At 74.4% G+C, this 24,537-nt stretch carries 25 protein-coding genes; 18 read left to right on the forward strand and 7 right to left on the reverse strand.

What is annotated here, in order from left to right; translation table 11 throughout:
• Positions 1–24 precede the first annotated feature (24 nt).
• The 3 genes from PSD17_RS05910 to PSD17_RS05920 are packed head-to-tail and all read right to left on the reverse strand — an operon-like array spanning position 25 to position 4,249.
• On the reverse strand, positions 25–828 hold the full coding sequence (locus PSD17_RS05910) for a YceI family protein (protein WP_339122034.1): 804 nt from the start codon (positions 826–828) through the stop codon (positions 25–27).
• Complete coding sequence (locus PSD17_RS05915; RefSeq protein ID WP_339122036.1) at positions 825–3,713, reverse strand: MFS transporter; 2,889 nt, start codon at positions 3,711–3,713, stop codon at positions 825–827. Before PSD17_RS05915 ends, PSD17_RS05910 begins: the two co-directional genes overlap by 4 nt.
• A complete protein-coding gene (locus tag PSD17_RS05920) occupies positions 3,713–4,249 on the reverse strand; it encodes a MarR family winged helix-turn-helix transcriptional regulator (protein ID WP_013672364.1) in 537 nt (178 codons plus the stop codon). The genes PSD17_RS05915 and PSD17_RS05920 overlap by 1 nt, the downstream gene beginning before the upstream one ends.
• 250 nt (positions 4,250–4,499) lie before the next feature.
• On the opposite strand from PSD17_RS05920, the gene PSD17_RS05925 reads away from it, so the two are divergent.
• From PSD17_RS05925 to PSD17_RS05970, 10 genes are all read left to right on the forward strand, one after another.
• Positions 4,500–5,045, forward strand: coding sequence for a cupin domain-containing protein (locus tag PSD17_RS05925; protein ID WP_049803269.1), 546 nt, complete (start codon positions 4,500–4,502; stop codon positions 5,043–5,045).
• An 88-nt stretch (positions 5,046–5,133) separates the two neighbouring features.
• On the forward strand, positions 5,134–5,580 hold the full coding sequence (locus PSD17_RS05930; RefSeq protein WP_013672366.1) for a hypothetical protein: 447 nt from the start codon (positions 5,134–5,136) through the stop codon (positions 5,578–5,580).
• The gene (locus PSD17_RS05935; RefSeq protein ID WP_339122039.1) at positions 5,580–6,455 is read left to right on the forward strand and encodes an Fpg/Nei family DNA glycosylase; all 876 of its coding nucleotides are present in this window, start codon (positions 5,580–5,582) and stop codon (positions 6,453–6,455) included. The genes PSD17_RS05930 and PSD17_RS05935 overlap by 1 nt, the downstream gene beginning before the upstream one ends.
• Before the next feature lie 10 nt (positions 6,456–6,465).
• Positions 6,466–7,674: a sensor histidine kinase gene (locus PSD17_RS05940; protein ID WP_339122041.1), complete on the forward strand. Its 1,209-nt coding sequence runs from the start codon at positions 6,466–6,468 to the stop codon at positions 7,672–7,674.
• 84 nt (positions 7,675–7,758) lie between these two features.
• The gene (locus PSD17_RS05945; RefSeq protein WP_339122115.1) at positions 7,759–8,631 is read left to right on the forward strand and encodes a S49 family peptidase; all 873 of its coding nucleotides are present in this window, start codon (positions 7,759–7,761) and stop codon (positions 8,629–8,631) included.
• 168 nt (positions 8,632–8,799) lie between these two features.
• Positions 8,800–9,666, forward strand: coding sequence for a LytR/AlgR family response regulator transcription factor (locus PSD17_RS05950; RefSeq protein ID WP_013672370.1), 867 nt, complete (start codon positions 8,800–8,802; stop codon positions 9,664–9,666).
• 25 nt (positions 9,667–9,691) lie between these two features.
• Positions 9,692–11,293, forward strand: coding sequence for a hypothetical protein (locus tag PSD17_RS05955; RefSeq protein ID WP_339122043.1), 1,602 nt, complete (start codon positions 9,692–9,694; stop codon positions 11,291–11,293).
• Positions 11,294–11,299: 6 nt separating this feature from the next.
• A complete protein-coding gene (locus PSD17_RS05960; protein ID WP_339122045.1) occupies positions 11,300–13,039 on the forward strand; it encodes a sodium/solute symporter in 1,740 nt (579 codons plus the stop codon).
• A complete protein-coding gene (locus PSD17_RS05965; RefSeq protein ID WP_339122047.1) occupies positions 13,036–14,778 on the forward strand; it encodes a sodium/solute symporter in 1,743 nt (580 codons plus the stop codon). Before PSD17_RS05960 ends, PSD17_RS05965 begins: the two co-directional genes overlap by 4 nt.
• Before the next feature lie 50 nt (positions 14,779–14,828).
• Entirely contained in the window at positions 14,829–15,158 is a 330-nt protein-coding gene (locus PSD17_RS05970) for a rhodanese-like domain-containing protein (protein WP_013672374.1), read from the forward strand.
• Here the strand turns inward: PSD17_RS05970 and PSD17_RS05975 are convergent.
• On the reverse strand, positions 15,151–15,705 hold the full coding sequence (locus PSD17_RS05975) for a hypothetical protein (protein ID WP_339122048.1): 555 nt from the start codon (positions 15,703–15,705) through the stop codon (positions 15,151–15,153). The genes PSD17_RS05970 and PSD17_RS05975 overlap by 8 nt on opposite strands.
• On the opposite strand from PSD17_RS05975, the gene PSD17_RS05980 reads away from it, so the two are divergent.
• The 3 genes from PSD17_RS05980 (at position 15,680) to PSD17_RS05990 (ending at position 18,489) form a co-directional block, all read left to right on the forward strand.
• Positions 15,680–16,489, forward strand: a complete 810-nt coding sequence (locus PSD17_RS05980) for a DUF4328 domain-containing protein (RefSeq protein ID WP_049803270.1) — start codon at positions 15,680–15,682, stop codon at positions 16,487–16,489. The two genes, PSD17_RS05975 and PSD17_RS05980, sit on opposite strands and share 26 nt — an antisense overlap.
• 37 nt (positions 16,490–16,526) lie before the next feature.
• Entirely contained in the window at positions 16,527–17,474 is a 948-nt protein-coding gene (locus PSD17_RS05985) for a DUF5926 family protein (protein WP_013672376.1), read from the forward strand.
• Positions 17,475–17,574: 100 nt separating this feature from the next.
• On the forward strand, positions 17,575–18,489 hold the full coding sequence (locus PSD17_RS05990; RefSeq protein ID WP_041759149.1) for an SDR family NAD(P)-dependent oxidoreductase: 915 nt from the start codon (positions 17,575–17,577) through the stop codon (positions 18,487–18,489).
• A gap of 133 nt (positions 18,490–18,622) precedes the next feature.
• Here PSD17_RS05990 and PSD17_RS05995 read toward each other — a convergent pair whose 3' ends face one another.
• Positions 18,623–19,441, reverse strand: coding sequence for a CPBP family intramembrane glutamic endopeptidase (locus PSD17_RS05995; protein WP_339122052.1), 819 nt, complete (start codon positions 19,439–19,441; stop codon positions 18,623–18,625).
• 58 nt (positions 19,442–19,499) lie between these two features.
• Here PSD17_RS05995 and PSD17_RS06000 point away from each other — a divergent pair, with 58 nt between their 5' ends.
• On the forward strand, positions 19,500–19,943 hold the full coding sequence (locus PSD17_RS06000; protein WP_339122054.1) for a hypothetical protein: 444 nt from the start codon (positions 19,500–19,502) through the stop codon (positions 19,941–19,943).
• Positions 19,944–19,988: 45 nt separating this feature from the next.
• A complete protein-coding gene (locus PSD17_RS06005) occupies positions 19,989–20,345 on the forward strand; it encodes a DUF3817 domain-containing protein (RefSeq protein WP_339122056.1) in 357 nt (118 codons plus the stop codon).
• A 21-nt stretch (positions 20,346–20,366) separates the two neighbouring features.
• Here PSD17_RS06005 and PSD17_RS06010 read toward each other — a convergent pair whose 3' ends face one another.
• Positions 20,367–21,194, reverse strand: coding sequence for a DUF2470 domain-containing protein (locus PSD17_RS06010; RefSeq protein ID WP_013672381.1), 828 nt, complete (start codon positions 21,192–21,194; stop codon positions 20,367–20,369).
• 121 nt (positions 21,195–21,315) lie between these two features.
• Between PSD17_RS06010 and PSD17_RS06015 the strand changes: the two genes are divergently transcribed.
• From PSD17_RS06015 to PSD17_RS06025, 3 genes are all read left to right on the forward strand, one after another.
• The gene (locus PSD17_RS06015) at positions 21,316–22,200 is read left to right on the forward strand and encodes a hypothetical protein (RefSeq protein ID WP_339122059.1); all 885 of its coding nucleotides are present in this window, start codon (positions 21,316–21,318) and stop codon (positions 22,198–22,200) included.
• Positions 22,201–22,421: 221 nt separating this feature from the next.
• Positions 22,422–23,369 (forward strand): prephenate dehydratase, encoded by a 948-nt coding sequence (gene pheA, locus PSD17_RS06020; RefSeq protein WP_013672383.1) that lies wholly within the window; start codon positions 22,422–22,424, stop codon positions 23,367–23,369.
• Entirely contained in the window at positions 23,366–24,160 is a 795-nt protein-coding gene (locus tag PSD17_RS06025; protein ID WP_339122061.1) for a histidine phosphatase family protein, read from the forward strand. The genes pheA and PSD17_RS06025 overlap by 4 nt, the downstream gene beginning before the upstream one ends.
• 24 nt (positions 24,161–24,184) lie before the next feature.
• On the opposite strand, the gene PSD17_RS06030 is transcribed toward PSD17_RS06025, so the two are convergent.
• Positions 24,185–24,535 carry a metallopeptidase family protein gene (locus tag PSD17_RS06030; RefSeq protein ID WP_013672385.1) on the reverse strand — a complete coding sequence of 117 codons (351 nt, stop codon included), beginning with the start codon at positions 24,533–24,535 and terminating at the stop codon, positions 24,185–24,187.
• Between the last annotated feature and the right edge of the window lie 2 nt (positions 24,536–24,537).

Raw genomic sequence — 24,537 nt, forward strand, 5'->3', positions numbered from 1 at the left:
GGGTCGTTCGTGTCGGGCGGAGCGTCAGGTCCGGAACGCCTGGATGTCGATGTCGATGCGCAGGGTGCGGCCGATGGCGAGCACCCCGGCGAGCACCGACTGGTTCCAGCTGATCGCGAAGTCGTCGCGGGAGATTTCGGTCGTCGCCGAGAAGCCCGCGCGCGTCCCGCCCCAGAGGTCGGGGCCGCTGCCGTGGTAGGTCACCTCGAGCGGCACGGCGGCGCTGACGCCCTTGAGCGTCAGCACCCCATCGACCCGCCAGTGGGCGGCGTCGTGGCGGGTCAGCCCGTCGCTCTTGAAGTGGATCTCCGGGTGGTTCTCGACGTCGAGGAAGTCGGGGCTGCGCAGGTGCGTGTCCCGCGTGTCGTCGTCGGAGTCCACCCCGTTCGCGTCGATGACGACCTCGACGGAGCTGTTCTCCAGCGGATCGGCGACCTGGATGCGCCCCTCGAAGCGGCGCAGCCTGCCGTGCACGTTGGTCATGCCCAGGTGCATGGCCGTCGCTCGGATGCTGGAGTGCACGGGATCGATCTGCCAGGTGCCGGGGGCGGGCAGGACCCGCCCCCCGACCCGCGGCAGCTCGACGATGCCCAGCGCGGTCGGCGCGGCACCGCTCACGGTGACCGTCCGCGCCGCGGGCTCGTGGCCCGGCGCCGCGATGATCACCGTGTAGGTGCCCAGGTCGAGCCCGTCGAGGACGAAGCCGCCGTCCTCGCGGGCCGCGGCCCGGCCGCGCTGGATCCCGGCCCCGTCGACGACGGTGAGCATCCCGCCGCCGACGGGCCAGCCGTCGGGAGTGGTGAGGGTCCCGGTGATCGCGGTCGTCACCGCAGCTGCCCGGCCGTCGGCGAGCCCGGCTCCTCCGGCACCGACGGCAGGTCGGCCGGCGTGGTGCCGTTCGAGGCGGAGCGCTGGACCTGCGGTGCCGGGGGCGTCGCCGGGGCGGAGCCCGCGACGACCGGCGGCGGGAACGCGATCTCGGTGGTGCTCGCACCGCCCGCCGTCACCTGCACGACCGCCGCGGTGGGCGCGTAGCCGCTCGCGGTGATCGTGTAGGTGCCCTCGGCGAGGTCGTCGAACGCGAACGCGCCGTCGGCGTCGGTCACGGTGGACCCGACGACGTTGCCGCTCGGGTCGATCAGCGTGGCGAGCGCCTCGGGGACGCCGCGGCCGGTCGAACCGGCGACGACCGTGCCGAGCAGGCGCGCCCGCCGCGGCAGCTCGACGTCCTGCACGACCTCCGAGCCCCCCGGCAGCACGACGCTCGTCGCCACGGGCTGGTAGCCCGCCCCGGCGGCGGTCAGCGTGTACTGGCCGTCGGGGACGCCGGCGAGCACGTACCGGCCGAGCTCGTCGGACACGGTGGCGGCGGAGACGTTGCCCTGCACGTCGATCAGGGTCACCGCGACGCCAGAGGCCGGACGGACCTGGCCCTGCGCGTCGGTCACCCGGACCGTGCCGCGCAGCCCGCCGGCACCCGCGAGGGTGACGTCGTGGCGGACCGCCCGGTCGGCGACCGCGACCATCGCGGCGTGCGGCTGGAACGCGCCGGACGCGGCGACGACCAGGTAGGTGCCTCCGGTCGGGACCCCGATGCGGTACTCGCCCTGCTGGTCGGACGTGGTGCGCGCGGCCTGCCTGCCGGTCGGCTCGGTCACCGTGACGACGGCGCCGGGCAGTCCCGCACCGTCGGCACGCCGGACGACGCCCTCGATGGCAGGGCCGTCGGACGGCGGGGTCGGCGCCTGGTCCGCGACGACCGGGATCGGCGCGGTGTCGGCGCGCTGCCCGTCCGCCGGGACGGTCACCTGGCCGTCGGCGGCCCGCAGGGCGTGCCTGCTGCCCTGGCCGTTGCTGCCCTTCGCCGCGGCTGCGGCGACGGCGGCCGCCACCGTGCCCGCGGCGACCCCGTGCCCGTTGCCGTGCCCGTTCCCGTTCCCGTTCGCGCTGGGGACGGGAGCGGCCTCGGCATCGGCCTCCAGCGCCGTCGGGGTGACGGCGCCGACCGACGCGCCCTCGCCTGCGGCCTCCTCCATGGCCCGCGCCTGGGCGCCGGACATGGTCCGCAGCGGGAGCTCCTTGATGAACAGGACCAGCACGAACGCGATCACGAGGACGCACGCGACGACGAGGAAGGTCAGCGTCATCGAGTTGGAGAAGCCCTCGAGGAACGGCCGGGCCAGCCGCGGGTCGATCTTCTGCAGGAACGAGGAGTCGTTCAGCACGCCGGACGTGTCGGCGCCCCCGTTGAGCGCGGCGAAGAACGGCGCGTTGACGGGGTCGGCCCGGACGGCCGGGTCGCCGACCGCGGCGACGAACGTCGGGTCGGTCTGCGCGGTCCGGAAGGCGTCGCTGATCTTGTCGGTCACCGTCGAGAACAGGATCGACAGGAACACCGCGACGCCGAGCGTGCCACCGAGCTGGCGGAAGAACGTCGACGACGCGGTGGCGACGCCCATGTCCCGGGCCGGGACGGCGTTCTGCACCGCGAGCACGAGGGTCTGCATGCAGCCGCCGAGCCCGAGACCCAGCATCGCCATGTAGAGGTCGAGCTCCCACAGCGGGATGTCGACGGTGACCCGGAAATGCAGCAGCAGCATCGCGCCGACCATGAGCGCGGTGCCGATGATCGGGAAGATCTTGTAGTGCCCGGTCCGGGAGGTGATCTGGCCGGACAGGATCGACCCGACCATGATCCCGCCGACGAGCGGCAACATGAGGAAGCCGGACTCGGTCGGGCTGGCGCCGTGCACGATCTGCAGGAACTGCGGCAGCAGGACGATGCCGCCGAACATCCCCATGCCGATCACGAAGCCGGCGACGCCCGTCAGGGAGAAGACGCCGTTGCGGAACAGCCGCAGCGGCAGCAGCGCGTCGTCGCCGTAGAAGCGCTCGGCGAGCATGAAGAGCACGAAGCCGACCGCGCCGACGATGTAGCAGACGATCGCGCTGGTGGAGCCCCAGCCCCACTCGCGGCCCTGCTCGGCGATGATCAGCAGCGGCACGAGGAAGATCGCGAGCGTGACCGCGCCGGGCCAGTCGATGCGCCTGCTGCGCTTGGTGTGCGGCAGGTTGAGCACCTTGGCGACGACGACCAGCGCCACGGCGCCGATCGGCACGTTGACCAGGAAGATCCAGCGCCAGCCGTCGATGCCGGCGATGGTCGCCTGGCCCGACAGAACGCCGCCGATGACCGGGCCGATGACGCTCGAGGTCCCGAACACCGCGAGGATGTAGCCCTGGTAGCGGGCACGCTCGCGGGGCGGCACGATGTCGCCGAGGATCGTCAGCGCGAGGGTGAACAGACCACCTGCGCCGAGCCCCTGGACGGCGCGGAAGGCCGCGAGCTCGTACATCGACGTCGAGAAGGTGCACAGCACCGAGCCGACGAGGAAGATCGAGATCGCCGTCAGGAACAGCGGCTTGCGACCGAACTGGTCGGAGAGCTTGCCGTAGAGCGGCGTGGTGATGGTGCCGGTGATCAGGAACGCCGTGGTCGCCCACGCCTGCTGGCTGAGACCGCCGAGGTCGTCGGCGATCGTGCGGATTGCCGTGGACACGACGGTCTGGTCGAGCGCGGCGAGGAACATGCCCAGCGCCAGACCGACCAGGATCGTGAGGATCTGTCTGTGGCTGAGCTCGCCGGAGCTTCGCTCCGACGGGGCGGGCGCGCCGGCAGCGCTCTGCTGCGGTGCGACGGCCTCGGTGGACATCAGTTTCCCCCTCCGTGCCGGCGGACGGGGCCCGTCGACAGTTCGTGCTGCTGGTAGTCGGTGGAGAAGTCGGCGAGGAGCGCGACGAGCGCGCGCCGCTTCTCGATGGGCCAGCCCGCGAGCGCGCCGGCGACGAGCCGGGCCTTGTGCAGCCGGCTCTGTTCCAGTGCGGCGTGGCCGGCGTCGGTGACGGCCAGCAGGCTTGCGCGACCGTCGTCCGGGTCGGCGCGCCGCTCGATGAGACCCTGCTTGACCAGCGCCGCGACCCGACGGCTGACGGTCGACGGATCGGTGCACAGGGCCTCGGCGATGTCGCCGGAGCGCTGCGGTCCGACGCCCGTGGCGAGCTGGACGAGCACGTGGAACGTGGCGCGGTCGAGGTCGGCGGGGCCGCTGTAGCGCGACGTCCGCTGGACGAGCCGGAGCAGCCTGCTCACCTCGTGGGCGAGCGCGTCGGCCACGGCGAGGTCGTCGGCGTCCGGCCCTGCGGGTGCGTTCGACGACGGCTCCGCGGATGAGATCGCTGCGCTCGTCATGGCCGCTCCCGTCTTTACCATTACTTTGCTTGTATCACGCAAGAAGTTGCTGGGCTCAACCATGCGCCTCTTACCTGCCGGTCGGCAAGTCGGTTTCACCCGGGACGGTGGCCCCTGCGGTGAGAGATCCACCACGTCCGGGAACTGCCCTGGTCGACCGGTGTGCGGGCCCCTGTTCCCGGTCCGGGTGCGGCTGGGCACTACTCTGCGTCGCACGGTGATCCGCGCGCGTGACCGGCCCGGGAGGTACGTGTTGACGAGCTTCGGCCGCACGGCGAGAACGGTCGCCACCCTCGTCGTCCTGGCCGGAGTCGTCCTGACCGCGGCGGGCTGTGCCCAGCCGGGACAGCTCGGGCACGACGCCCCGGCCGACCCGCCGCCCGCGGCCGCGCCCGTCGTCGCGACACAGACCGCGCCACCCCCGGCCGCCGCGGCCGCGACCGGCGACGTCGGCCGCGGCACCCTCCCGACACGCATCCAGCTCTCGACGCTCGGGCCGGCCGAGGTGTCCGTGCGCACCGTCGAGCTCGCGCCGGGCGAGACCACCGGCTGGCACCGCCACCCCGGCACCGAGACGACGATCGTCGACACCGGCGAGGTCACCGTCCAGACCGCCGACGACTGCACCGCGACGCGCTACCGCCAGGGCCAGGCCCTGTTCGTCCCGGACGCCGAGCCGCACCTGCTGCGCAACGACGGAACCGGGCCGGCGCGGCTGGTCGTCACGCAGATCCTGGCGCCCGGCGCGCCCGACCGCTCGTCGGTCGCGTCGCCCTGCGCGGGCGCGGCCCGCTGAGCCGCCCCGGCCGGTGCCGATGATCACCCCGGAGTGCCGTCGCGTGGGATAGTGGACGCCGGGTACGACTTCGGGAGCGGCGGGGACGATGGCAGCGAAGACGGTCGCCGGAGCCGACGGGCGCAGCTGGTCGGTGCGGTGCAACATCGAGTGGTCGACGCCCGCGGTCGGCGACGAGTTCGAGCACGACGTCGACGGCGGCCGTGGCGCCGCCATCATGATCCTCTCGGCGCTGGTCCTGTTCTGGGTCATCCTCGTCGTCTGGAAGCCCTCGCTGGTCGTCGTGCCCTTCTACCTCTGGTTCGTCGCGGCGCTGGCCATCCTGTTCTTCCCGTTCCGCTGGTACCTGCGCCGGCCGTGGACGATCGTCGCCGAGACCGAGGGCAGCTACGAGGCCGGACTGCCCGCCGAGCACTGGTCCGGGATGGTCCGCGGACGGTCGCGGGCGAAGGAGGAGATGCGCGTCGTCGCCCGCAGCCTGCGTACCCGGGCGACGCCCGGTCACGCCGACAGCCCGTTGCAGCCGGTGAACTAGTGCCCGAGCTCCCCGAGGTCGAGGCCCTCGCCCAGCACCTGCGCGACCACGCGGTCTACCGCCCGGTCGCGCGGGTGGACGTCGCCAGCATGAGCGTCCTCAAGACGTTCGAGCCGCCCGCGTCGGCGCTGGTCGGGCGCGTCGTGACGGGGGCGAGCCGGTACGGGAAGTTCCTCTCCGTCGAGTTCCACGACCGGCCCGGCGACGAGCTCGCGCTGATCACCCACCTGTCCCGGGCGGGCTGGCTGCGCTGGCACGCGACGGCGTCGGCCACCCCGCCGAAGCCCGGCCGCGGCCCGCTCGCGCTGCGGGTCCACCTCGACACCGTCGGCGGACCGGGGTTCGACCTCACCGAGGCCGGGACGCAGAAGCGGCTGGCCGTCTACCTCGTGCACGACCCGCAGGAGGTCCCGGGCATCGCCAAGCTGGGGCCCGACGCGCTGACGCTGAGCCGCGACGAGCTGGCCGAGCTGCTCGCGGGACACACCGAGCGGATCAAGACGCTGATCGTCGACCAGAAGACGATCGCGGGCATCGGCAACGCCTACAGCGACGAGATCCTGCACACCGCCCGGCTCTCGCCCTACGCCGTGTCGGGACGCCTCAGGCCCGAGCAGCTCGACGCGCTGTACGAGGCGATGCGGACCGTGCTCACCGACGCCGTCGAGCGGTCCGTCGGCCAGGGCGCGGCGGAGCTCAAGGGGGAGAAGCGGTCCGGGCTGCGGGTGCACGCCCGCACCGGGCTGCCGTGCCCGGTGTGCGGGGACACCGTCAGGGAGGTGTCCTTCGCCGAGAGATCGTTCCAGTACTGTCCCGGCTGCCAGACCGGTGGCAAACCACTCGCCGACCGGCGCCTGTCCAGGCTGGTGAGGTGAGGGGGCCGTCGTGGGAGAGCTGCTGAGCTCGCCGACAGCGCTGCTCGTCCTCGTCGGTGCCGTCGTGCTCGTGGTGCTGGTGGTGCTGTTCCTGCAGCTGCGCCGGGCCCGCCGCAACACCTTCGCCACCCCGCTGGAGCGCGCGACGTTCGCGACGCTGCACACGGTCGCGCTGGCGGCGCCCGCCCTGCGCGAGGGGCTCTCGGCGAACTCCGCGAACTTCGCGCTGCCCTACCTGCGCACCCTGCTCGACACCTGTGCGCTCACGATGACCGACGCCAAGGGCGACACGCTGGCCTGGGACGGCGACGCCGACCAGCACGAGCCCGACGTCGTCGAGCTGGCCGACCAGGTCATCTCCACCGGACGGCAGCAGGTCGCCTCGCACACCTCCATCTCCTGCGACCACCCGAGCTGCGAGGTGCGGGGCATCGTCGTCGTCCCGCTGGAGACCGACGGCGCGATCGTCGGCACCCTCGCGGCGCTGACGACGTCGACGGCCGGTCCGGTCCTGCTGCGGGCCACCGCCGAGGTCGCGCGCTACGTGTCGAGCCAGCTCGAGCTCGCCGAGCTCGACGAGTTGCGCCAGCGCCTGGCCCGCGCCGAGGTCCGCGCCCTGCGCGCCCAGATCTCGCCGCACTTCGTCTACAACGCGCTCACGACGATCGCCTCGTTCATCCGGACCGACCCCGTCCGCGCCCGCGAGCTGCTGATCGAGTTCGCCGACTTCACCCGCTACTCGTTCCGGACGGCGGGCGAGTACACGACGCTCTCCGACGAGCTGACCAACATCGAGCGCTACATCGCGCTGGAGAAGGCGCGCTTCGGCAACCGGCTCAACATCAAGCTGCAGATCGCGCCCGAGGTGCTCAACGTCGTCCTGCCGTTCCTGGCGCTGCAGCCGTTGGTGGAGAACGCCGTCCGGCACGGGCTCTCGGGCAAGCCGCAGGGCGGCACGATCACCATCACCGCCGAGAACGCCGGCGCGGAGTGCGTCATCATCGTCGAGGACGACGGCGTGGGCATGGACCCGTCGCGGCTCACCGAGGATCTCGACGACGCCCACCTGTCCGGCGCGCACGTCGGGCTCGGCAACGTCGACGACCGGATGCGGTCGGCCTTCGGCGACGACTTCGGTCTCGTGGTCGACACCAACATCGGGGCGGGCATGAAGATCACTCTGAGGGTGCCGAAGTTCCGGGTGGGTATCCGCGCGTAGCGGCTCCCGGGCCCGTTCGGGCGGGCTCGGACTCGTCCCACTTGGTGGACGTCCCGATCCGCGTACCGTGGCCGCATGGACACGTTGCGCATCCCCGACAAGCTTGCGTCGCGGCTTCCGGGACGCCTGGGGGACCGGTCGGACAAGGGCGTCGTCTCCCTCGTCCGGTTGCACGGAGTCATCACCCCGTCGTCCGGGCCGGTGCCGCGCGCGGTGCTCAACGCGGCCTCCGTGGAGAAGGTCCTGGAGCGCGCGTTCTCCGCCGACGGCCTCGTCGCCGTCGCGCTCCAGATCAACTCCCCGGGCGGTGCGCCGACCCAGTCGGCGCTCATCGCCGACCGGATCTGCGGCCTCGCCGAGGAGAAGGAGGTCCCGGTGCTGGCGTTCTGCGAGGACGTCGCCGCGTCCGGCGGATACTGGCTGGCCTGCGCCGGAGACGAGATCTACGCCCACGCGACGTCGATCGTGGGGTCCATCGGGGTGATCAGCGCGGGCTTCGGTCTGCAGGGACTGATCGAGCGGTTCGGCGTCGAGCGCCGGCTCTACACGGCCGGCCGGGCCAAGTCGCGGCTCGACCCGTTCCTGCCCGAGAAGCCCGAGGACGTCGAGTGGCTGCGCGGGCTCCAGGACCAGCTGCACGAGATGTTCACGATGTGGGTGACGGAGCGCCGCGGTGACCGTTTGAACACGGAGCGTGACCCGTTCACCGGCGAGGTGTGGACGGGCGCACGTGCCGTCGAGACCGGTCTGATCGACGGGCTGGGCACCCCCCGCTCGGTCCTCGCGGACCGCTTCCCGGATGCCGAGATCGTGCCCGTGGAGTCCCGCAGGCCGCTGCTCGCGCGGCTCGGGATCGGCGCCCCGGCAGCCGCGGCGACGTTCTCACCTGTGAACTCTTTGCTGGGGATCGCCGAGGCGGCGGAGGTACGCGCACTCTGGGCGCGGTACGGTTTATGACTCGGTGTGGTCGATCGGATCCGATCGGTATCCAGAGACAGGGATACCGATCGGGAGGGCCCCCTGGCACTCCGGTCGATTCGCCGTCACCATAGTCGGCGGGGGTGGCCGCGTGATCGTGCGGGCGTCACCCTGCCGGGAGCGCCGGACACGCAGGATGAGGAGATCGTGGACAGCAACGACAGTTCCGGAGGTCTGGTCGTTCTCGCTGTGGACGACGAGGAACCCGCTCTCGAAGAACTGGCATTCCTGCTCAACGAGGACAGTCGCGTCGGAACGGTGCTCAAGGCGTCGGACGCCACAGAGGCTCTTCGCATCCTGAACAACCGGCAGGGCGCCCGCGAGGTCGCCCCCGTCCCGGGCCGGGGCGTCACACACCCGGCCACCGGCACCCGCGTGGCCGAGCGCACCGACGTCGAGGTCGTCTTCCTCGACATCCGGATGCCCGGCCTCGACGGCCTCGAGCTGGCCCGGGTGTTCTCGTCGATGGCCACCCCGCCCTCGGTCGTGTTCGTGACGGCGCACGACGACCGCGCGGTCGACGCCTACGAGGTCGGCGCCGTCGACTACCTGCTCAAGCCGCTGCGCTCGGAGCGCCTCTCCGCCTCGCTCGACCGCATCCTGGCCAGCCGCGCCGCGGGCCCCGTCGAACCGGTCCAGCAGGACAGCGGGGAGGACGAGGTCATCCCCGTCGAGCTGGCCGGCACCACGAAGCTGGTGCCGCGGTCGGCGGTGCGCTACGTCGAGGCCCAGGGCGACTACGCGCGGCTGCACACCAACGAGGGCAGCCACCTCGTCCGCATCCCGCTCTCGGTGCTCGAGGACCGCTGGCGCGACGCCGGGTTCGTCCGCATCCACCGCTCGTTCCTCGTCGCGCTGCCGCTGGTCACGGAGCTGCGGTTGTCGGGATCGGGCTACGTCGTGCGCGTCGGGTCGGGCCCGGACACCGCGGAGCTGCCCGTCAGCCGCCGGCACACCCGCGAGCTGAAGGACCGCCTGGTCCGCGCCACGAAGCAGGCGTGGAGCCAGCGTTGATCCCGAGCACCAGCGGGGCCGTGCGGTGACCACCTACGCCGACGGTGCTCCGCCGTCGGCGTCGTCGGGCTCCCCGCAGCCCGGGGACGACGCGGAGGGCGGTCCCGTGGCGATGCCGCGGCAGCCCCCCGGCGTCGAGGACTCCGGTCCGGCCTGGGTCCAGGCCGAGATCCAGCGGCGGATGCGGGCCAGTCCGGCGTCGTCGGGCGGGCGGCACGCCCGCCGCGAGCGTGGGGTCGACGCCGACGACGCCGTCGAGGACGTCGAGTCGCCGGCGCGCGGACTCCTCCGGCCCGATGCCGACCGGCCCGCCGCCGACCGGCACATCGCCCGCCCGGCCGGCCCGGGTCAGGGCGCCGAGGCGGTCGGCCCCCCGGCGCACGGACATCCGCCCCACGGACATCCGGCGCAGGAACCCCCCGCGCCTGACGGCCCGGCCCACGAGCTCCCGGCGCACGACGTCACCGAACCCGGGCGCGACGGCAGGCGGGCGCCGGCCCGCCCGGCGCCGCGCGACCGGACGCAGGTCTGGCAGCCCGACCCCTACGCCGCGGGCGGGTTGCGCCCGCCGCCCGCACCGATCGTCCCCGAGCCCACGCCCTGGCCGCCGCCCGCTCCCGCGTCACGGCACGCCGGGGCGCCGCCGCGCCCGGTGCCACCGGCGGGCGACGAGCTGTCGTCGCTGCTCCCGCCCGGCGCCGAGCCGGTCCGCGGGCTCGTCCGCCGGGCGCCCGCGCGGGTGCGTCCCGACGAGCAGACGGCCGAACACCCCCGCGTGGGCGCACCCCCCGTCGCCCCGGGCGGCCCGGCCCGGTCCGGGCCCGCCGGCCCGTCCGCTCCCGCGGTTCCGCCCGGTCCCCCTGCTCCGGCGGGTCCTGCTGTGCCGGCTGGTCCTGCTGCTGCGGCAGGTCCCGCTGCCCCGGCTGTCGAGGCACCGCTCGCGCCACCGGCACCTGACGACGTCGTCACCGAGGAGTGGGACGACCTCCGGGCGGCGACCTCGCACCAGCCCCGGCCCGCCGCCGACCCGCACTCCGCTGCCGACCCGCACCAGGACTACGACGACTACGACGACGAGGACGACCTCGACGACGGCGTGGGCTCGCGCGTCCTGTGGTCGGCGGATGCGCCGCCCGCGGACGACGACGTCGACCGCGACGAGCAGACGCCCGGGACCGGGTCCTCCGCCGCGCTCCCGCCGGTGCTGCCCGACGGCACCTCGGCCGTCGAGATCACGGCGCCCTACCCGACCACCGGCCAGGTCGACGCCGCGTCCGGGCGGGTCCGGGTGGTGCTCTCCGAGCGCAGGCAGAACCCGCGCTCGGTGCGGACCGTCGTCGACGTCCAGGATCTGACGTCGGTCGGCGACCTGTTGCGCTCCAACCTCATCGGCACCCAGCTCGGGCTGGCGCTGCGGGTCGCCGCGGTCGCGGTGCTGACGCTCGGGTCGCTGCCCGCGCTCTTCGCGCTGTTCCCCGAGATCGGTCGGATCGACGTACTCGGGCTGCGGCTGCCGTGGTTGCTGCTCGGCGTGCTGGTGTACCCGTTCCTGCTGCTGCTCGGGTGGTGGCACACGAGATCCGCGGAGAAGGTCGAGCAGGAGTTCGCCGACCACGTGCAGGACTGACCGCGGGTGAGCACGTCGTCGGTCGTCGCGCTGGCGGCCATCGCGCTCGTCGCGGTGGCCTCTGCCGTCATCGGGAGCCTCGGTGTGCGGGTGGCCCGCTCGACGTCGGACTTCCTCGTCGCGTCGCGGACCGTCGGGCCGATCGTCAACGCCGGCGCGATCTCCGGGGAGTACCTGTCGGCGGCGTCGTTCCTCGGGATCGCGGGGCTCATCCTGCGCGAGGGCGTGGACGCGCTCTGGTACCCGATCGGCTTCGCCGCGGGCTACCTGGCGCTGCTGATCTTCGTCGCGGCCCCGATGCGCCGCTCGGGCGCGTACACGGTGCCCGACTTCGCCGAGGCGCGGCTGGGGTCGGCGGCGGTGCGCCGGGTCTGCTCGGCGTTCGTGCTGCTCATCGGCGCGCTGTACCTGCTGCCGCAGCTGCAGGGCGCCGGGCTGTCGCTGACGATCCTCACCGGGCTGCCGCCGTGGAGCGGGATCGTCGGGGCGGCGGTCGTCGTCGTGCTGTCGGTCGTCGGCGGCGGGATGCGCTCCATCACCTTCGTCCAGGCGTTCCAGTACTGGCTCAAGCTGACGGCGCTGGCCGTGCCGGCCCTGATCATCGTCGCGATCTTCGCCTCCGACGGGCGCGGCTTCGACCGGTCGACCCCGCCGCGCTTCACCGCTGCCACGACGGTCGACGTGCACGCCGACGTCGTCCTCGACGTGACCGAGCCGGTGACCCTCACGGCGTCCGGCGACGTCGACGGCACGCAGGTCGACGGCCCGGTCCGGTGGGAGCCGGGCGCGCACACGGTGCTCGGCGGCGCCCGGTTGACCTTCGACGCCGGCGCCCCCGTCCCGACGCCCGAGGGCAGTCCTCGCGCCGACCGCGACTGGCTCGCCCCGCTGTCGGGGGCGGGGCCCGGGCGGCTGCTGGAGATCTACTCGGTGCTGCTGGCCTGCGCCCTCGGGACGATGGGCATGCCGCACGTCCTCGTCCGCTTCTACACCAACCCCGACGGCCGGGCGGCCCGCCGCACGACGGTCGTTGTGCTCGCCATGATCGGCGCGTTCTACATGCTCGTGGCGCTGCTCGGCGCGATGTCGCGGTTCTACACGCCGCAGCTGCTCGTCTCCGGCGACACGGATGCGGCCGTGCTGTTGCTGCCCCCGGCCGCGCTCGGCGACGGCTGGTTGGGCTGGCTCGTCGGTGGCCTGGTCGCGGCCGGCGCGGCGGCGGCGTTCCTGGCGACGTCGTCGGGGCTGCTCGTGAGCCTCGCCGGCGTACTGTTCACCGACGTGCTGCGCGGCCGCCTCCGCGACTTCCGCTTCGCCGCGCTCGCCGCGGCGTTGGTCCCCGTCGCGCTCGCGCTGACCGTCCCGCGCCTCGATCTCGCGCTCACCGTGCCGCTCGTGTTCGCGATCGCGGCGTCGACGTTCTGCCCGCTGCTGCTGCTCGGCATCTGGTGGCGTGGCCTCACCCCCGTGGGCGCGATCGCGGGGGTCCTGGCCGGCGGTGTGACGGCGACCGCCGCCACGGCGCTGACCCTGCTGCGCATCACCCCGCCCGGCCTCCCCGGCCTGCTGCTCCAGCGGCCGGCGGCGGTGACCGTCCCGATCGCGTTCCTCACGATGATCGTGGTCAGCAGGCGCTCCCGGCTGTCGCGGCCCGCCGACGCCGACCGCACCCTGCTGCGGCTGCACGCCCCGGAGCGGCTCGGGTTCGGCCCCCACCGCGACGGGGGCCCGGTGGAGGGCCGGTGAACACCGCGGCCCTGGCGGCGATGGGCGCGATCGTGCTGGTGGCGGTCGTGTCGGCACTCGTGGGCGCGTACGGGGTGCGACGGCGCGCCACGTCGGACTTCCTCGTCGCGTCGCGGACCAGCGGCACCGCCGCGCACGCCGGCGCGATCTCGGGCGAGTACCTGTCGGCGGCGTCGTTCCTCGGCATCGCGGGGCTCGTGCTCAAGGAGGGCGTCGACGCGCTCTGGTATCCCGTCGGGTTCACCGCGGGCTACCTCGCCCTGCTGCTGTTCATCGCCGCGCCGCTGCGCCGGTCGGGGGCCTACACGCCGTCGGACTTCGCGGAGGCGCGGCTGGGTTCGGCGTACCTGCGCCGGGTCTGCACGGTTTTCGTGCTGGTCCTGGGCTGGTTGTACGTGCTGCCGCAGCTGCAGGGCGCCGGGTTGACGATCGCGACCGTGACCGGGCTGCCGCAGTGGGTCGGGGTCGTCGCGGCGGGTGTCGTGATCGCGGTGACCGTCGCCTTCGGCGGGCTGCGCTCGATCACGCTCGTGCAGGCGTTCCAGTACTGGCTGAAGCTGACCGCGCTCGCGCTGCCCGCGGTGATCGCGCTGATGTTCTTCCTCGGCGCCGACCGCACGTTCGACCGGCCCGCGCCGCCCCAGTTCAGCGCGCCGACCACGGTCGACGTGGCCACCGACGTCGTGCTGCAGACCTCGGCACCTGTCCAGGTGAGCGCCGTCGGGACCGTCGACGGCGTGCCGGTCGACGGGCCGCTGACCTGGCAGGCGGGCGCGCACACCGTCCAGCGCGGCACGACGCTCGAGTTCGACGCCGGCGCGCCCGTCCCGGTCGTCGCGGGGTCGCCGGTCCAGGACGCCGGGTGGCTGACGCCCTTCGCGAGCGGCGGCGGCCACGGGCTGCTCGCCGTGTACTCGCTGATCCTCGCCACGTTCCTCGGGACGATGGGCCTGCCGCACGTCCTCGGCCGCTTCTACACCAACCCCGACGGCCGCGCGGCCCGTCGCAGCGCGGTCGTCGCGCTCGGCATGCTGGGCGCGTTCTACCTGCTCGTGACGCTGCTCGGGGCGCTGTCGCGGCTCTACACCCCGCAGCTGCTGGTCTCCGGCGAGACGGACGCCGCGGTCCTGCTGCTGCCCACCGGCGTGCTCGGGCACGGGTGGGCGGGCACGATCCTGGGCGGCATCGTCGCCGCCGGTGCGTGGTCGGCGTTCCTGTCGACGTCGTCGGGCCTGCTCACCAGCGTCGCGGGCGTCCTGTCCACCGACGTGCTGCGTGGCCGGGCGCGCGACATCCGGATCGCGACGCTGCTCGCGGGCTCGGTGCCGATCCTGCTCGCGCTGGTCGTCACGCGGCTGGACTTCTCCGAGTCGGTCGCGCTGGTGTTCGCCGTCGCGGCCTCGACGTTCTGCCCGCTGCTCGTGCTGGGCGTGTGGTGGCGCGGCCTCACCGCCCGCGGCGCGAGCTGGGGGATCATCGTCGGGGGGACGGTGGCCGTCGGTGCGGTGACCGCGAGCCTCGCGGGAGCCGGGGACGGCGGGCTGCTCGGGGTGCTGCTGCACCGGCCGGCCGTCGTCAGCGTGCCGCTCGCGTTCCTGACGATGATCGTCGTGAGCCGGGCGACCGCCCGCGAACGGCCCGCCGACACCGACCAGGTGCTCCTGCGGCTGCACGCGCCCGAACGGCTCGGGCTGAGCAAGGACACCCCGGAGCAGCGACCGGCCCGCACCGTCGACTGAGCCACGGGTCACTCACGGTCGGCTGACGTGGGGCGTGTCAGTATCGAGGCATGACCGGTCCCATTCCCTCCGTCCGGGTCGCCGACGTGCCCGCCGACGCTCCGCTGCTCGACGTCCGCGAGGCCGACGAGTGGGACGCCGGGCACGCGCCGACCGCGGGCCACCTGCCGATGTCCCAGCTCACCGCGCGCATCGGCGAGATCCCCGGCCACGAGCCGCTCTACGTGATCTGCCGGTCCGGCGGCCGCTCCGCCCGGGTCACCCAGTACCTCGTCGCGCAGGGCTACCCGGCCGTCAACGTCGACGGCGGCATGCAGGACTGGGCCGCGCAGGGCCGCTCCGTCGTCGCCGACGGGGGCCGCACGCCCGAGGTCATCTGATCCCGGTGCCCGACGGTCCGGCGCGGGAATCCGGGACCCAGGAGGGTCCCGGCGACGACCCGCGGCCGGTGCCGGGCACCCCCACCGAACCTGCGCAGCAGGCGGGGCCGGCGGGTCCCGGCGGGTCGACCGGCCCGCGGCCGGGTCCGCAGCCCGTCTCGGCGCCGCCCTCCGCGCCGCCGCCCTCCGCGCCGCCGCCCACGTGGAGCGGGCCGCACGCGCCACCGCCGGGCGGGCCGGGCGCGGTGCCGCCGGGATGGTCACGGGCGTGGCCCGTCCCGCCCGCGTCGGCGCCGCCGTACCCGCCGCCCGCCGGCTGGGCGCCCGGTCCCGCCGCGCCGCCCGTGTCGCCGCCCGTGTCGCCGTTCGGGTCGGCGCCGGTGTCGTCGTTCGGGTCGCCGCTCGTGCCGCAGCGGTCGTTGCCGGCCGGGCCCGTCGCCTGCCCCGGCTGCGGACGGCCCGTCGCCCCGGGCTGGGGTCCGTGTCCGCACTGCGCCCGCGAGCGGGCGTCGTTGCGCTGGGTGGCCACGCCGCCGCCGTCGGCCACGTCGGCGTCCGTCGCCGAGCCGCGCGGGCCCTACAGCGGCCCGCCGGCGTACCGCGGGATCCCGCGGTGGGGGTTCGCAGCCCTGCCGTTCCGGCGCGACGCGGAGGCCGAGCCCGTCCCGGAGTGGCAGCGGGCCCGCACGCTCGCCCAGACCCTGGTGCCGGCGCTGCGGATGACCGCCGTCGTCGCCGTGCTGGCCGCGGGCGCGGAGATCTGGCGCTACGTGCTGCTGTTGCAGAGCCGAACGGCCGCGCTGTCGGCGGGCGCGGTGTCGGCGTCGGACGTCCTCGTCGTCGGTACCGGCTGGTTCGCGACGATCCTCGGGCTGCTCGCCGGGCTGTTCGTCGTCAGCTGGTCGGTCGTCGCGTCCCGGGCGGCCGCGGCCCGGTCCGGATCGATCCCCGCCCGGCGCGCGCGCGACGTCGTCGCCGGCTGGGTCGTGCCCGGGCTGAACCTCTCGGTGCCCGGCTCGGTGCTCGCCGAGATCGAGCACGGCGCCCTCGACCGTCCCGCCGACGAACGCCCCCGGCCCTCGCGCGCGCTGCTGGTCTGGTGGGCGGTGTGGGCGCTGGGCGTCGTGCTGTCGCTGACGGTGTTCGGGCTGTCGTTCCGCTCGGGGGTGCAGGCGCGCGCCGACGGGGTCGTCCTGCACGCCCTCGTCGACCTCGTCGCCGCGGCGGTCGCGGTGCTGACGGCGCGTCTCGTCGCGACCCTGACGACGTTGCTCGCGCCCGTCCGCACCCCCGCGCGCGAGACCCTCGTGGCGGTCCGGGCGGGCGCCTGACCTGCGCGGGCCCGCACCCGCTACGGTCTGAGCCCTGATGGCCAAGAAGACACGCAACCGGGCCGCCGCCGCGAGCGCCCCCGGCGAGAACCCCCGCCGCCCCTGCCCGTGCGGATCGGGCAAGCGCTACAAGGTCTGCCACGGCGCGGGCGACGACGTGATCGTCATCCGTCCGTTCGAGGGCCTCGCCGCCGAGCCGGACCTGGTGGCCATGCGCGAGTTCCTGCCCTCGGCCACGGCGCCGCTCCCGCTCGCCGACGCGGGCGACCGGACCGTCACCGTCACGTCCGTGCTGCCGGGTGCCTCGGCCGCGCTGGTCAGGTCCGACGGTGCGGTCATGATCGGCATGCAGGTCCAGACGCGCTCGGGGGACCTATCGGCCGACGTCGCGAAGGCCGTCCGGTGGGCGCTGCAGGCCGAGCCGGGTGAGTCGCTGGCCGTCGTCGGGCCGGGTCTCGGCGGCGACGCCGTGCGGCTGCAGGACCTGCTCGACCCGGCCGCTCCGCTCGAGGTCACCATGCACCAGGACTTCGGCTGGTGGATGCCGGACGGCGACGGCGACCTCGCCCCCGAGCTCGCCGCGATGCTCGAGCGCGCCAACGCCGTCATCATGCCGACCGAGCCCGTCACGGCCGACGGCGTGCGCGCCGCCTACTGGGTCGACACCGGGTCGAAGGCGCACATCCGCTGGGTGCGGCCCGAGCCGGAGGACAGGCTGCTGGCCGCGTTCGCCCGGCTGCAGGCCCGCGACGAGCTCGCCCTGTCCGCCGACGCGCGCTACCTGGGCTCGTTCCGGGCCCACGGGCTGCTCGTCCCGGTGTGGGACCTCGACCGCGACATGCACCCCAAGGAGTGGACGGCCCCCGTCGCCGCCTTCGCCGCGCGGCTCGACGAGACGCTGGCCGGCCTCGACGACACGCCGCCGACCGACGCGGAACGCCGTGCCCGCGACGCCCTCGCCGGCAAGCAGGTCACCCTGCGCTGAGCAGCGACTCCGCGGGCGTCGGGGGCCCCGCTGCCCGGGGCGGAGGCGTGTGAGGAGCCGCACCCGGGCGGCGCCGACGGTGACGCTTAGTATCCCGAGCATGGGACTTCTCGATGCCAAGGTCGTCATCGTCACCGGCGCGGGCCGGGGGATCGGCCGGGGTGAGGCGCTGGAGTGCGCCGCGCAGGGCGCTGCCGTCGTCGTGGCCGAGTTCGACCCGGAGGCGGGCGAGGAGGTCGCCAAGGAGATCGTCGCGGCGGGCGGGCGTGCCGTCGCGGTGGGCGGGGACGTCGCCGACGCCGAGGTCGCCGACTCGTTGGTGCGCACCGCCGTCGAGGAGTTCGGGCAGCTGGACGCGGTCGTGAACAACGCGGGGATCCTGCGCGACCGGACCGTCGCCAAGCTCTCCGACGACGACTGGGACGCCGTCATCCGCGTCCACCTGCGCGGCCACTTCCTGCCGACGCGTGCCGCGGTCCGGTACTGGCGCGAGGCCAAGCGCGGCGGGCACCTCGTGCACACCGCCTCGACCTCGGGTCTCCTCGGCAACTTCGGGCAGAGCAACTACGGCGCCGCGAAGGCCGGCATCGCCGCGTTCTCCACGATCGTCGCGCAGGAGGGTGCCCGCGGCGGCATCACGTCCAACGCCATCGCCCCCACCGCGCTGACCCGGATGACGCTCGACCTCATGCCGCAGGAGTTCCGCGACCAGCGCGACGCGGCGCTGGCCCGCGGCGAGTTCGACTTCTTCGCCCCCGAGAACGTGGCCCCGCTGGTGGCGTTCCTGTGCTCGGACGCGTCGAGCCACATCAGCGGCAAGGTGTTCGGCGTGCAGGGGGACAGCGTCGAGATCTTCCAGCCGTTCACCTCGGTCGCCGAGATCAAGAACGACGGGAAGCGCTGGGACCCCGAGGACCTGCCGGGCCGGATCGACGAGCTCTTCAGCGCCTCGGGCATCCAGGCGGGTGCCGAGAACATGATGGCGCGCATGCGCTACCAGATCCTGGACATCTGACCGTGCGCGGCAATGGTCGCTGCCGCGACCATTGCCGCGCACGACCCCGGGGCAGGGCCGCAGCCGCCCCGAGCGGTCGCGGCAGCGTCACCGCCCGGTCGGGCACCGGTCGGGCGAGCGGGCGGCACAGCGGTCAGGGCAGCCAGGAGACGTGGCCCTTGAGCGCCGCGTAGCCGACGAAGGCGACGACGTCGATCAGGGTGTGCGCCGCGACGAGGGGCCACAGCCGGCCGGTGCGCTGCCAGTAGCGGCCGAAGACCAGCCCCATGACCAGGTTCCCGACGAACCCGCCGAACCCCTGGTAGAGGTGGTAGCTGCCGCGCAGCACCGCCGCCGCCAGCAGCGACCTGTTCGCCGACCAGCCCAGCTGCCGCAGCCGCGTCAGCAGGTAGCCGATCATGACGATCTCCTCGGCCCACGCGTTCGCCGCGGCCGACGCGAGCAGTACCGGGATGCGCCACCACGTGTCGGTGAGGGTCGTGGGCGCGATCGTCAGGCTCACCCCGACGGCGTGCGCGACGAGGTAGAGGCCGAGCCCGGGGATGCCGATGACGGCGGCGAGCCCGACGGTGGCGGCGGCGTCGCGGCCCGGGCGGCGGGCGTCGAGACCGATGTCGCGCATGGCGAAGCCCGCCCGCAGCAGCAGGTACGCCCCGACCGCGCCCCAGCCGACCAGCTGCAGGATGCGCGTGAGCTGCAGCGCCAGGTCGACGAGCGTCGCGGCCGCGGCGGGGGCGTTGAGCGCGACCTGCTGCTCGGACAGCGGCGTCGTCGCGAGCAGCGAGTCGATCAGCGACAGGGCCGACCGCAGCGCCGAGAGCCCGAGCGTCACCGCGAGCACGACGAGGATCTCGGTGACGACCAGCCGGCGTCGGGCCGGGTCGTCGATCACCTCGGCCCCGCGGCCGGTGGGCGGGGGTGGAGCGAGCCAGCTGCGGAGGCCGTCGGGCACGGACGTCGACGCTACCGGGCGCCCTCGCGCGGGAGCGCCGACACGTATCCTGGCCCTCGTGCTCCGTCTCGCGCTGACCCCTCGCTGGATGGCCTGGCACGTCCTGACCCTGGGCGCGATGGTCGCGTGCGGCTTCCTCTCGGCGTGGCAGTGGCACCGCGCGGGAGAGGCGATGGGATCGGCGCTCAACATCGGCTACGGCGTCCAGTGGCCGGTCTTCGCGGTCTTCTTCGGCGTCATGTGGTGGCGGTTCCTGCGGCTGGAGGCGCGCCGGCTCGCCGGGACCGACGTCGACGAGCACGCCCCGGTGCCGACCGAGTCGGGTCCGGTGCAGCAGGAGCGCACCCCCGCGCCCGCGGTGCCGGTCGTGAAGGACGAGGGACGGTCGCCCTTCGGTGTGCGGCGGACCGCGGTCCCCGAGCCCGACGACGAGGAGAACCCGCAGCTCGCGGCGTACAACCGGATGCTCGCGGAGCTCGCCGAGCGTGACGACGGTCGCTGAGCGGCCCTGGGCGTCGGCCCGGGCGCCGTCCGTACACTCGGCGGGGTGAGCGTGCCCTCCGAGACCAGCAAGCAGACGCCGATGAAGCCGGTGGGTCCGCGGCTGGTGATCTACCGGATCGCCGCATGGGTCACGGGTGTCGGTCTGCTCGCGCTGACGTTCGTCGCGTTGCCGCTCAAGTACATCTGGGACGTCCCGGGCCCGACCACGGTCATCGGCATCATCCACGGGTACCTGTACATGATCTACATCGTGTGCACGCTCGTGCTGGCCGAGCGGGTTCGCTGGCGCCCCGTCACGGCACTGCTGATCCTGCTGGCCGGGACGATCCCCGTCGCGTCCTTCGTCGCCGAGCGCAAGGTGACCAGGGAGGTCCGCGAGCGGGAGGCCGCCGCCGGCTGACCGTCCCGCGGGCGGGAGCCGTCAGCCCTGCTCGTCCCCGTGGGTCTGTACCGGGTCGAGCTCGTCGTGGCGCGCGTGCCGGCCGCCGTACCCGCACCCGACGAGCGCGGTGAGCCGGCTGCGCAGCTCGTGCACGGTCGTCGCCTCCGCGGGCCACGCGATCCGGACGTCGTGGTCACCGCCCGGCGTCTCGACCCGCAGCCGGATGCCGCAGCGGTCGACGCCGAGCGGGCGCACCCTGGCGCCCGAGGTGGCGCGCAGCGGCGCCGGCAGGTGCCGGGCCAGCGCGACGAACACCTCGGGGTGGGTGCTCTCCAGGTGGCCCAGCCAGCGGTCCTCGAGGATGCAGAACGGGTCGGGCCGGGCCGCCGCGAGGTCGACCGGCGACAGCGACGCCGTGCCCTCCGCGTCGGCGAGCACGACGGAGCCGGGCTCGAGCCGGACGAGCGTCGCCCCGTGGCCGAGGTCGAGCAGCCGGTGGTCGGGGCGGGCCTGCGCGGCGTGCACCGCGGCGCGGCGGGCCTCGGCGTCGTCGGGGACGCGCAGCCAGCCGGTGATCCACAGCAGGGCGCGCACCGGTTCCCGGAGGTCGACCGCCGCGTGGTCGGCGAGCTCCAGCATCACCGCGACCTCGCCGCGCGGGTCGAGCCGGGCCTGTTCGACGAGCGCGCAGTGGTCGTCGAGGAGCAGCACGGCCGATCCGTCGGCGAGCACGTGGTGGAACGCCGGGACGATCGGCTCGGGCCCGCCGGTTCCGACGATCGCGGCGCGGCCGCCGCGCGTGGTGATGCTGCGTGCCCGCTCGGCGTCGGTGGGCGTCGGGGGGCGCCGCAACCGTGTCGTACCCACGTGACTCTCCCTTGTGTTAGGTGAGGCTAAGTTATCTATCGCATACCCTCATGTCCAGGCCCGGAGGGCGCGCCTCACCCGATGCGAGGAGATCGACACGCGGGGGTTAGCGTGTTCGTCCGTGACGACCGTGCCATCGGGTAGCTCCTCCGCACCCGGGTCGGTTCCCCCGCTGTTCGCAGCGTTCGTCGACGACACGAGCCTGTTGCTCGCGAACGGCGGAGCCGGGGTCGACGCCGTGGTGGAGGGCTACCTCGACGCCCGCGACGGTGACCACGGCGACCTGCTGGGCCGGCTCGCCTGCCCGGTGTCGCGACTGTCGCCGCTGGTCACCGAGCTCGCCCGGTCCGCCCCCGCGGAGCCGGTCGACCTGGCCCTCGTCGTCGACAGCGGCCTGGGCGCCGTGCCCAAGGCGCTGTCGACGGTGTTCTCCCGCGCGACCCTGCTGACCCCGCGGTCGGTCGAGACGTCCGCGCCGCTCGACCTCGACCCGGTGTGGCTCGAGCGCGTCGCCGAGTTCGTCCCGGACGACGTGGTCGCCGTCGTCGAGCCGCGCCGGCCCATCACGGGCGACCCCGAGGACGTGGCCGCCTGGCTCGACGCGGTGCGCCGCGTCGCCGAGCACGGCTGCGAGCCCAAGCTGCGCTGCGGCGGACCCCGGCCGTCCGACGTCCCGAGCGTCGACGAGCTGCGCCGCTTCCTCGCGATCGCCGCGGAGACCGGACGGGCCGCCGCGCTGGTCGGGCTCGGCCGGCTCGTGCGCTCGGCCGACGAGGCGGGCGTGGTCCAGCACGGCATCCTCAACGTGCTCGTCGCCGCGGCCCGCACCGCCGACGGTGCCGAGGGCGCCGCCGTGGTGGCGGCGCTCGAGTCGACCGACGCGGCGGCGCTCGTCGCCGCGACCCGCGAGCTCGACGGTGCCCGGATGGCGGCCGTCCGCAAGGTGCTCTCGCGCTGCGGTGCCGGCCAGGACGAGGTGACCGCGCTGGGCGCGCTCGCGGCCTGACGCATTCCGCGGCCCCGACGGTGAGGCGGCCCCGCCCGACGGACCCCCTTCCTCCGTCGCGACGACGCCGCCTCGTGCTGTCCTACGAGCGTCCGGGTCGTCCGGTTCGCAAGTTGCGTCGAACGGCGGAGCGGCGCCCGCCGAACGGTCCGGCCGGTGCCCGGCGGACGCGAGGGACCGCCCCGCCGGGCGGGCGCCGGGCCCGCGGATAAGGTCGGGCCGTGCCCCGACTCGCGTTCCTGGGTCCGTTCGGGACCTTCACCGAGCAGGCGCTGCGCTCGCTCCCCGAGGCCGACGGTGCCGAGCTGCTGCCCTGCCCGGGCAACCCGGCGGTGCTGGCCGCCGTCCGCGACGGCCGGGCCGACATGGCGTGCGTCCCGATCGAGAACTCCGTCGAGGGTGCCGTCCCGCCGGTGCTCGACGGCCTCGTCGGCGACCCGCCGCTGGTCATCGTGCGCGAGGCCGTACTGGCGGTCCGGTTCGTGCTGCTGGTCAGGCCGGGGACGACCGTCGACGCCATCCGGACCGTCGCCTCGCACTCGCACGGAATCGCCCAGACGCGCGGCTGGATCGCCGAGCACCTGCCGTCCGCCGAGGTGCTGATCTCGACGTCGACGTCCGAGGCCGCGGCGCAGGTCGCCCGCGGTGAGATGGACGCTGCCGTCTCCGCGCCCGTCGCCGCCGCCCAGCACGGTCTCGAGGTGCTGGCCGACGACATCGCCGACAACGAGAACGCCGTCACCCGGTTCGTGCTGGTGGCGCCGCCGTCGGCGCCGCCCCCGCCGACGGGCAACGACCGCACCACCCTGGCCGCCACCACCGAGAACCGGCCGGGCTCGCTGTTGGGCCTGCTCACCGAGCTCGCCGTCCGTGGCATCGACCTCACACGCATCGAGTCCCGCCCGATCAAGCACCGGCACTCCGAGTACTGGTTCCACCTCGACTGCACGGGCCACATCGCCGAGCCCGCGATGGGCGAGGCGCTCGCGGCGCTGCACCGCCGGTGCGACGAGGTGCGCTATCTCGGCTCCTACCCGCGGGCGACGCCGCTCAACGGGGCCGGGTCGGGCGCCGGGGCGCCTGCCGTCCCGCTGAGCACGGCCGGGCATGCGGAGTTCGCCGCGGCGCAGCAGTGGCTCGCGGCGCTGCGCGCAGGAGGTCGACCGTGACGTCCGACGGCCGGCGGCTCCTCGACCACAGCCGCAGCGCCCCCGATCCCAGCGCCCCCGATCCCAGCGCCCCCGATCCCAGCGGCCCCGACCACCTCGTCGCCGACGAGGCCGACCTGGAGCCCCCGGAGGTACCCGTGGACGGGCTGCGCCTCGTGCTCGTGCGGCACGGCCAGACCGACGCCAACGCCGGCAAGGTGCTCGACACCGCCCTGCCGGGCAGCCCGCTCAACGCGCTCGGGCACGAGCAGGCCCGCACGGTGGCCGACCTGCTCGCCGACTGGCCGGTCCGCGCCGTCTTCGCCTCCCGCGCCACCCGTGCGCAGGAGACGGCCGCGCCGATCGCCGACGCCCACGGGCTCTCGGTGACGGTGCTGGAGGGCGTGCACGAGATCTCCGTCGGCCACCTCGAGGGCGCCTCGGACGCACACTCGCGGCGCATCTTCGAGGACATCTACGACGGTTGGTGGGGCGGCGACCTGGCACGTCCGATGCCGGGCGGCGAGTCCGCGGCCGACGTCCGGGAGCGGGCGTTGCCCGTCGTCGACGAGATCGTGCGCGCCGCGGAGGAGCTGCCCCCGGGCTCCGCAGTCGTGCTCGTGAGCCATGGGGCGACGATCCGCATCACCGCCGCGGCGCTGCTGGGCGACACCGTCGAGACGGCGTACGTGCCGAACACCGGGCGGGTCGTGCTCGCGCGCGACCCCGGCTCGGCGAGCGGCTGGACGCTGCAGCTGTGGGACAGCGGACCCGCGCTCGCGGGCGACGTGACCGCGGGCGCGACCGGCTGAGCCCGGCGCCCGCGGGTGCCGGGGTCAGCCCCAGCCCAGGCGGTGCAGGGTCTCCTCGTCGATGCCGAAGTGGTGCGCGATCTCGTGCACCACGGTGACCGTCACCTCGTGGACGACGTCGTCCTCGTCGTCGCAGATGTCGAGGATCGCGTCCTGGAACAGCGTGATCCGGTCGGGCAGGACGCCCGCGTACTCGGTGGTCCGCTCGGTCAGCGCGACGCCCTCGTAGAGCCCGAGCAGCGCCGGGTCCTCCTCGTGCCGGTCGGCGACCAGGACGACGACGTTGTCCATGGCCGCCGCGAGACCCGGCGGGACCTGGTCGAGGGCGTCGCCGACGAGCTCCTCGAAACGCCGGCGGCTCATCGGGACGGGCACGG

Source organism: Pseudonocardia sp. D17 (assembly GCF_036984265.1).
GTDB classification, from domain to species: domain Bacteria; phylum Actinomycetota; class Actinomycetes; order Mycobacteriales; family Pseudonocardiaceae; genus Pseudonocardia; species Pseudonocardia benzenivorans.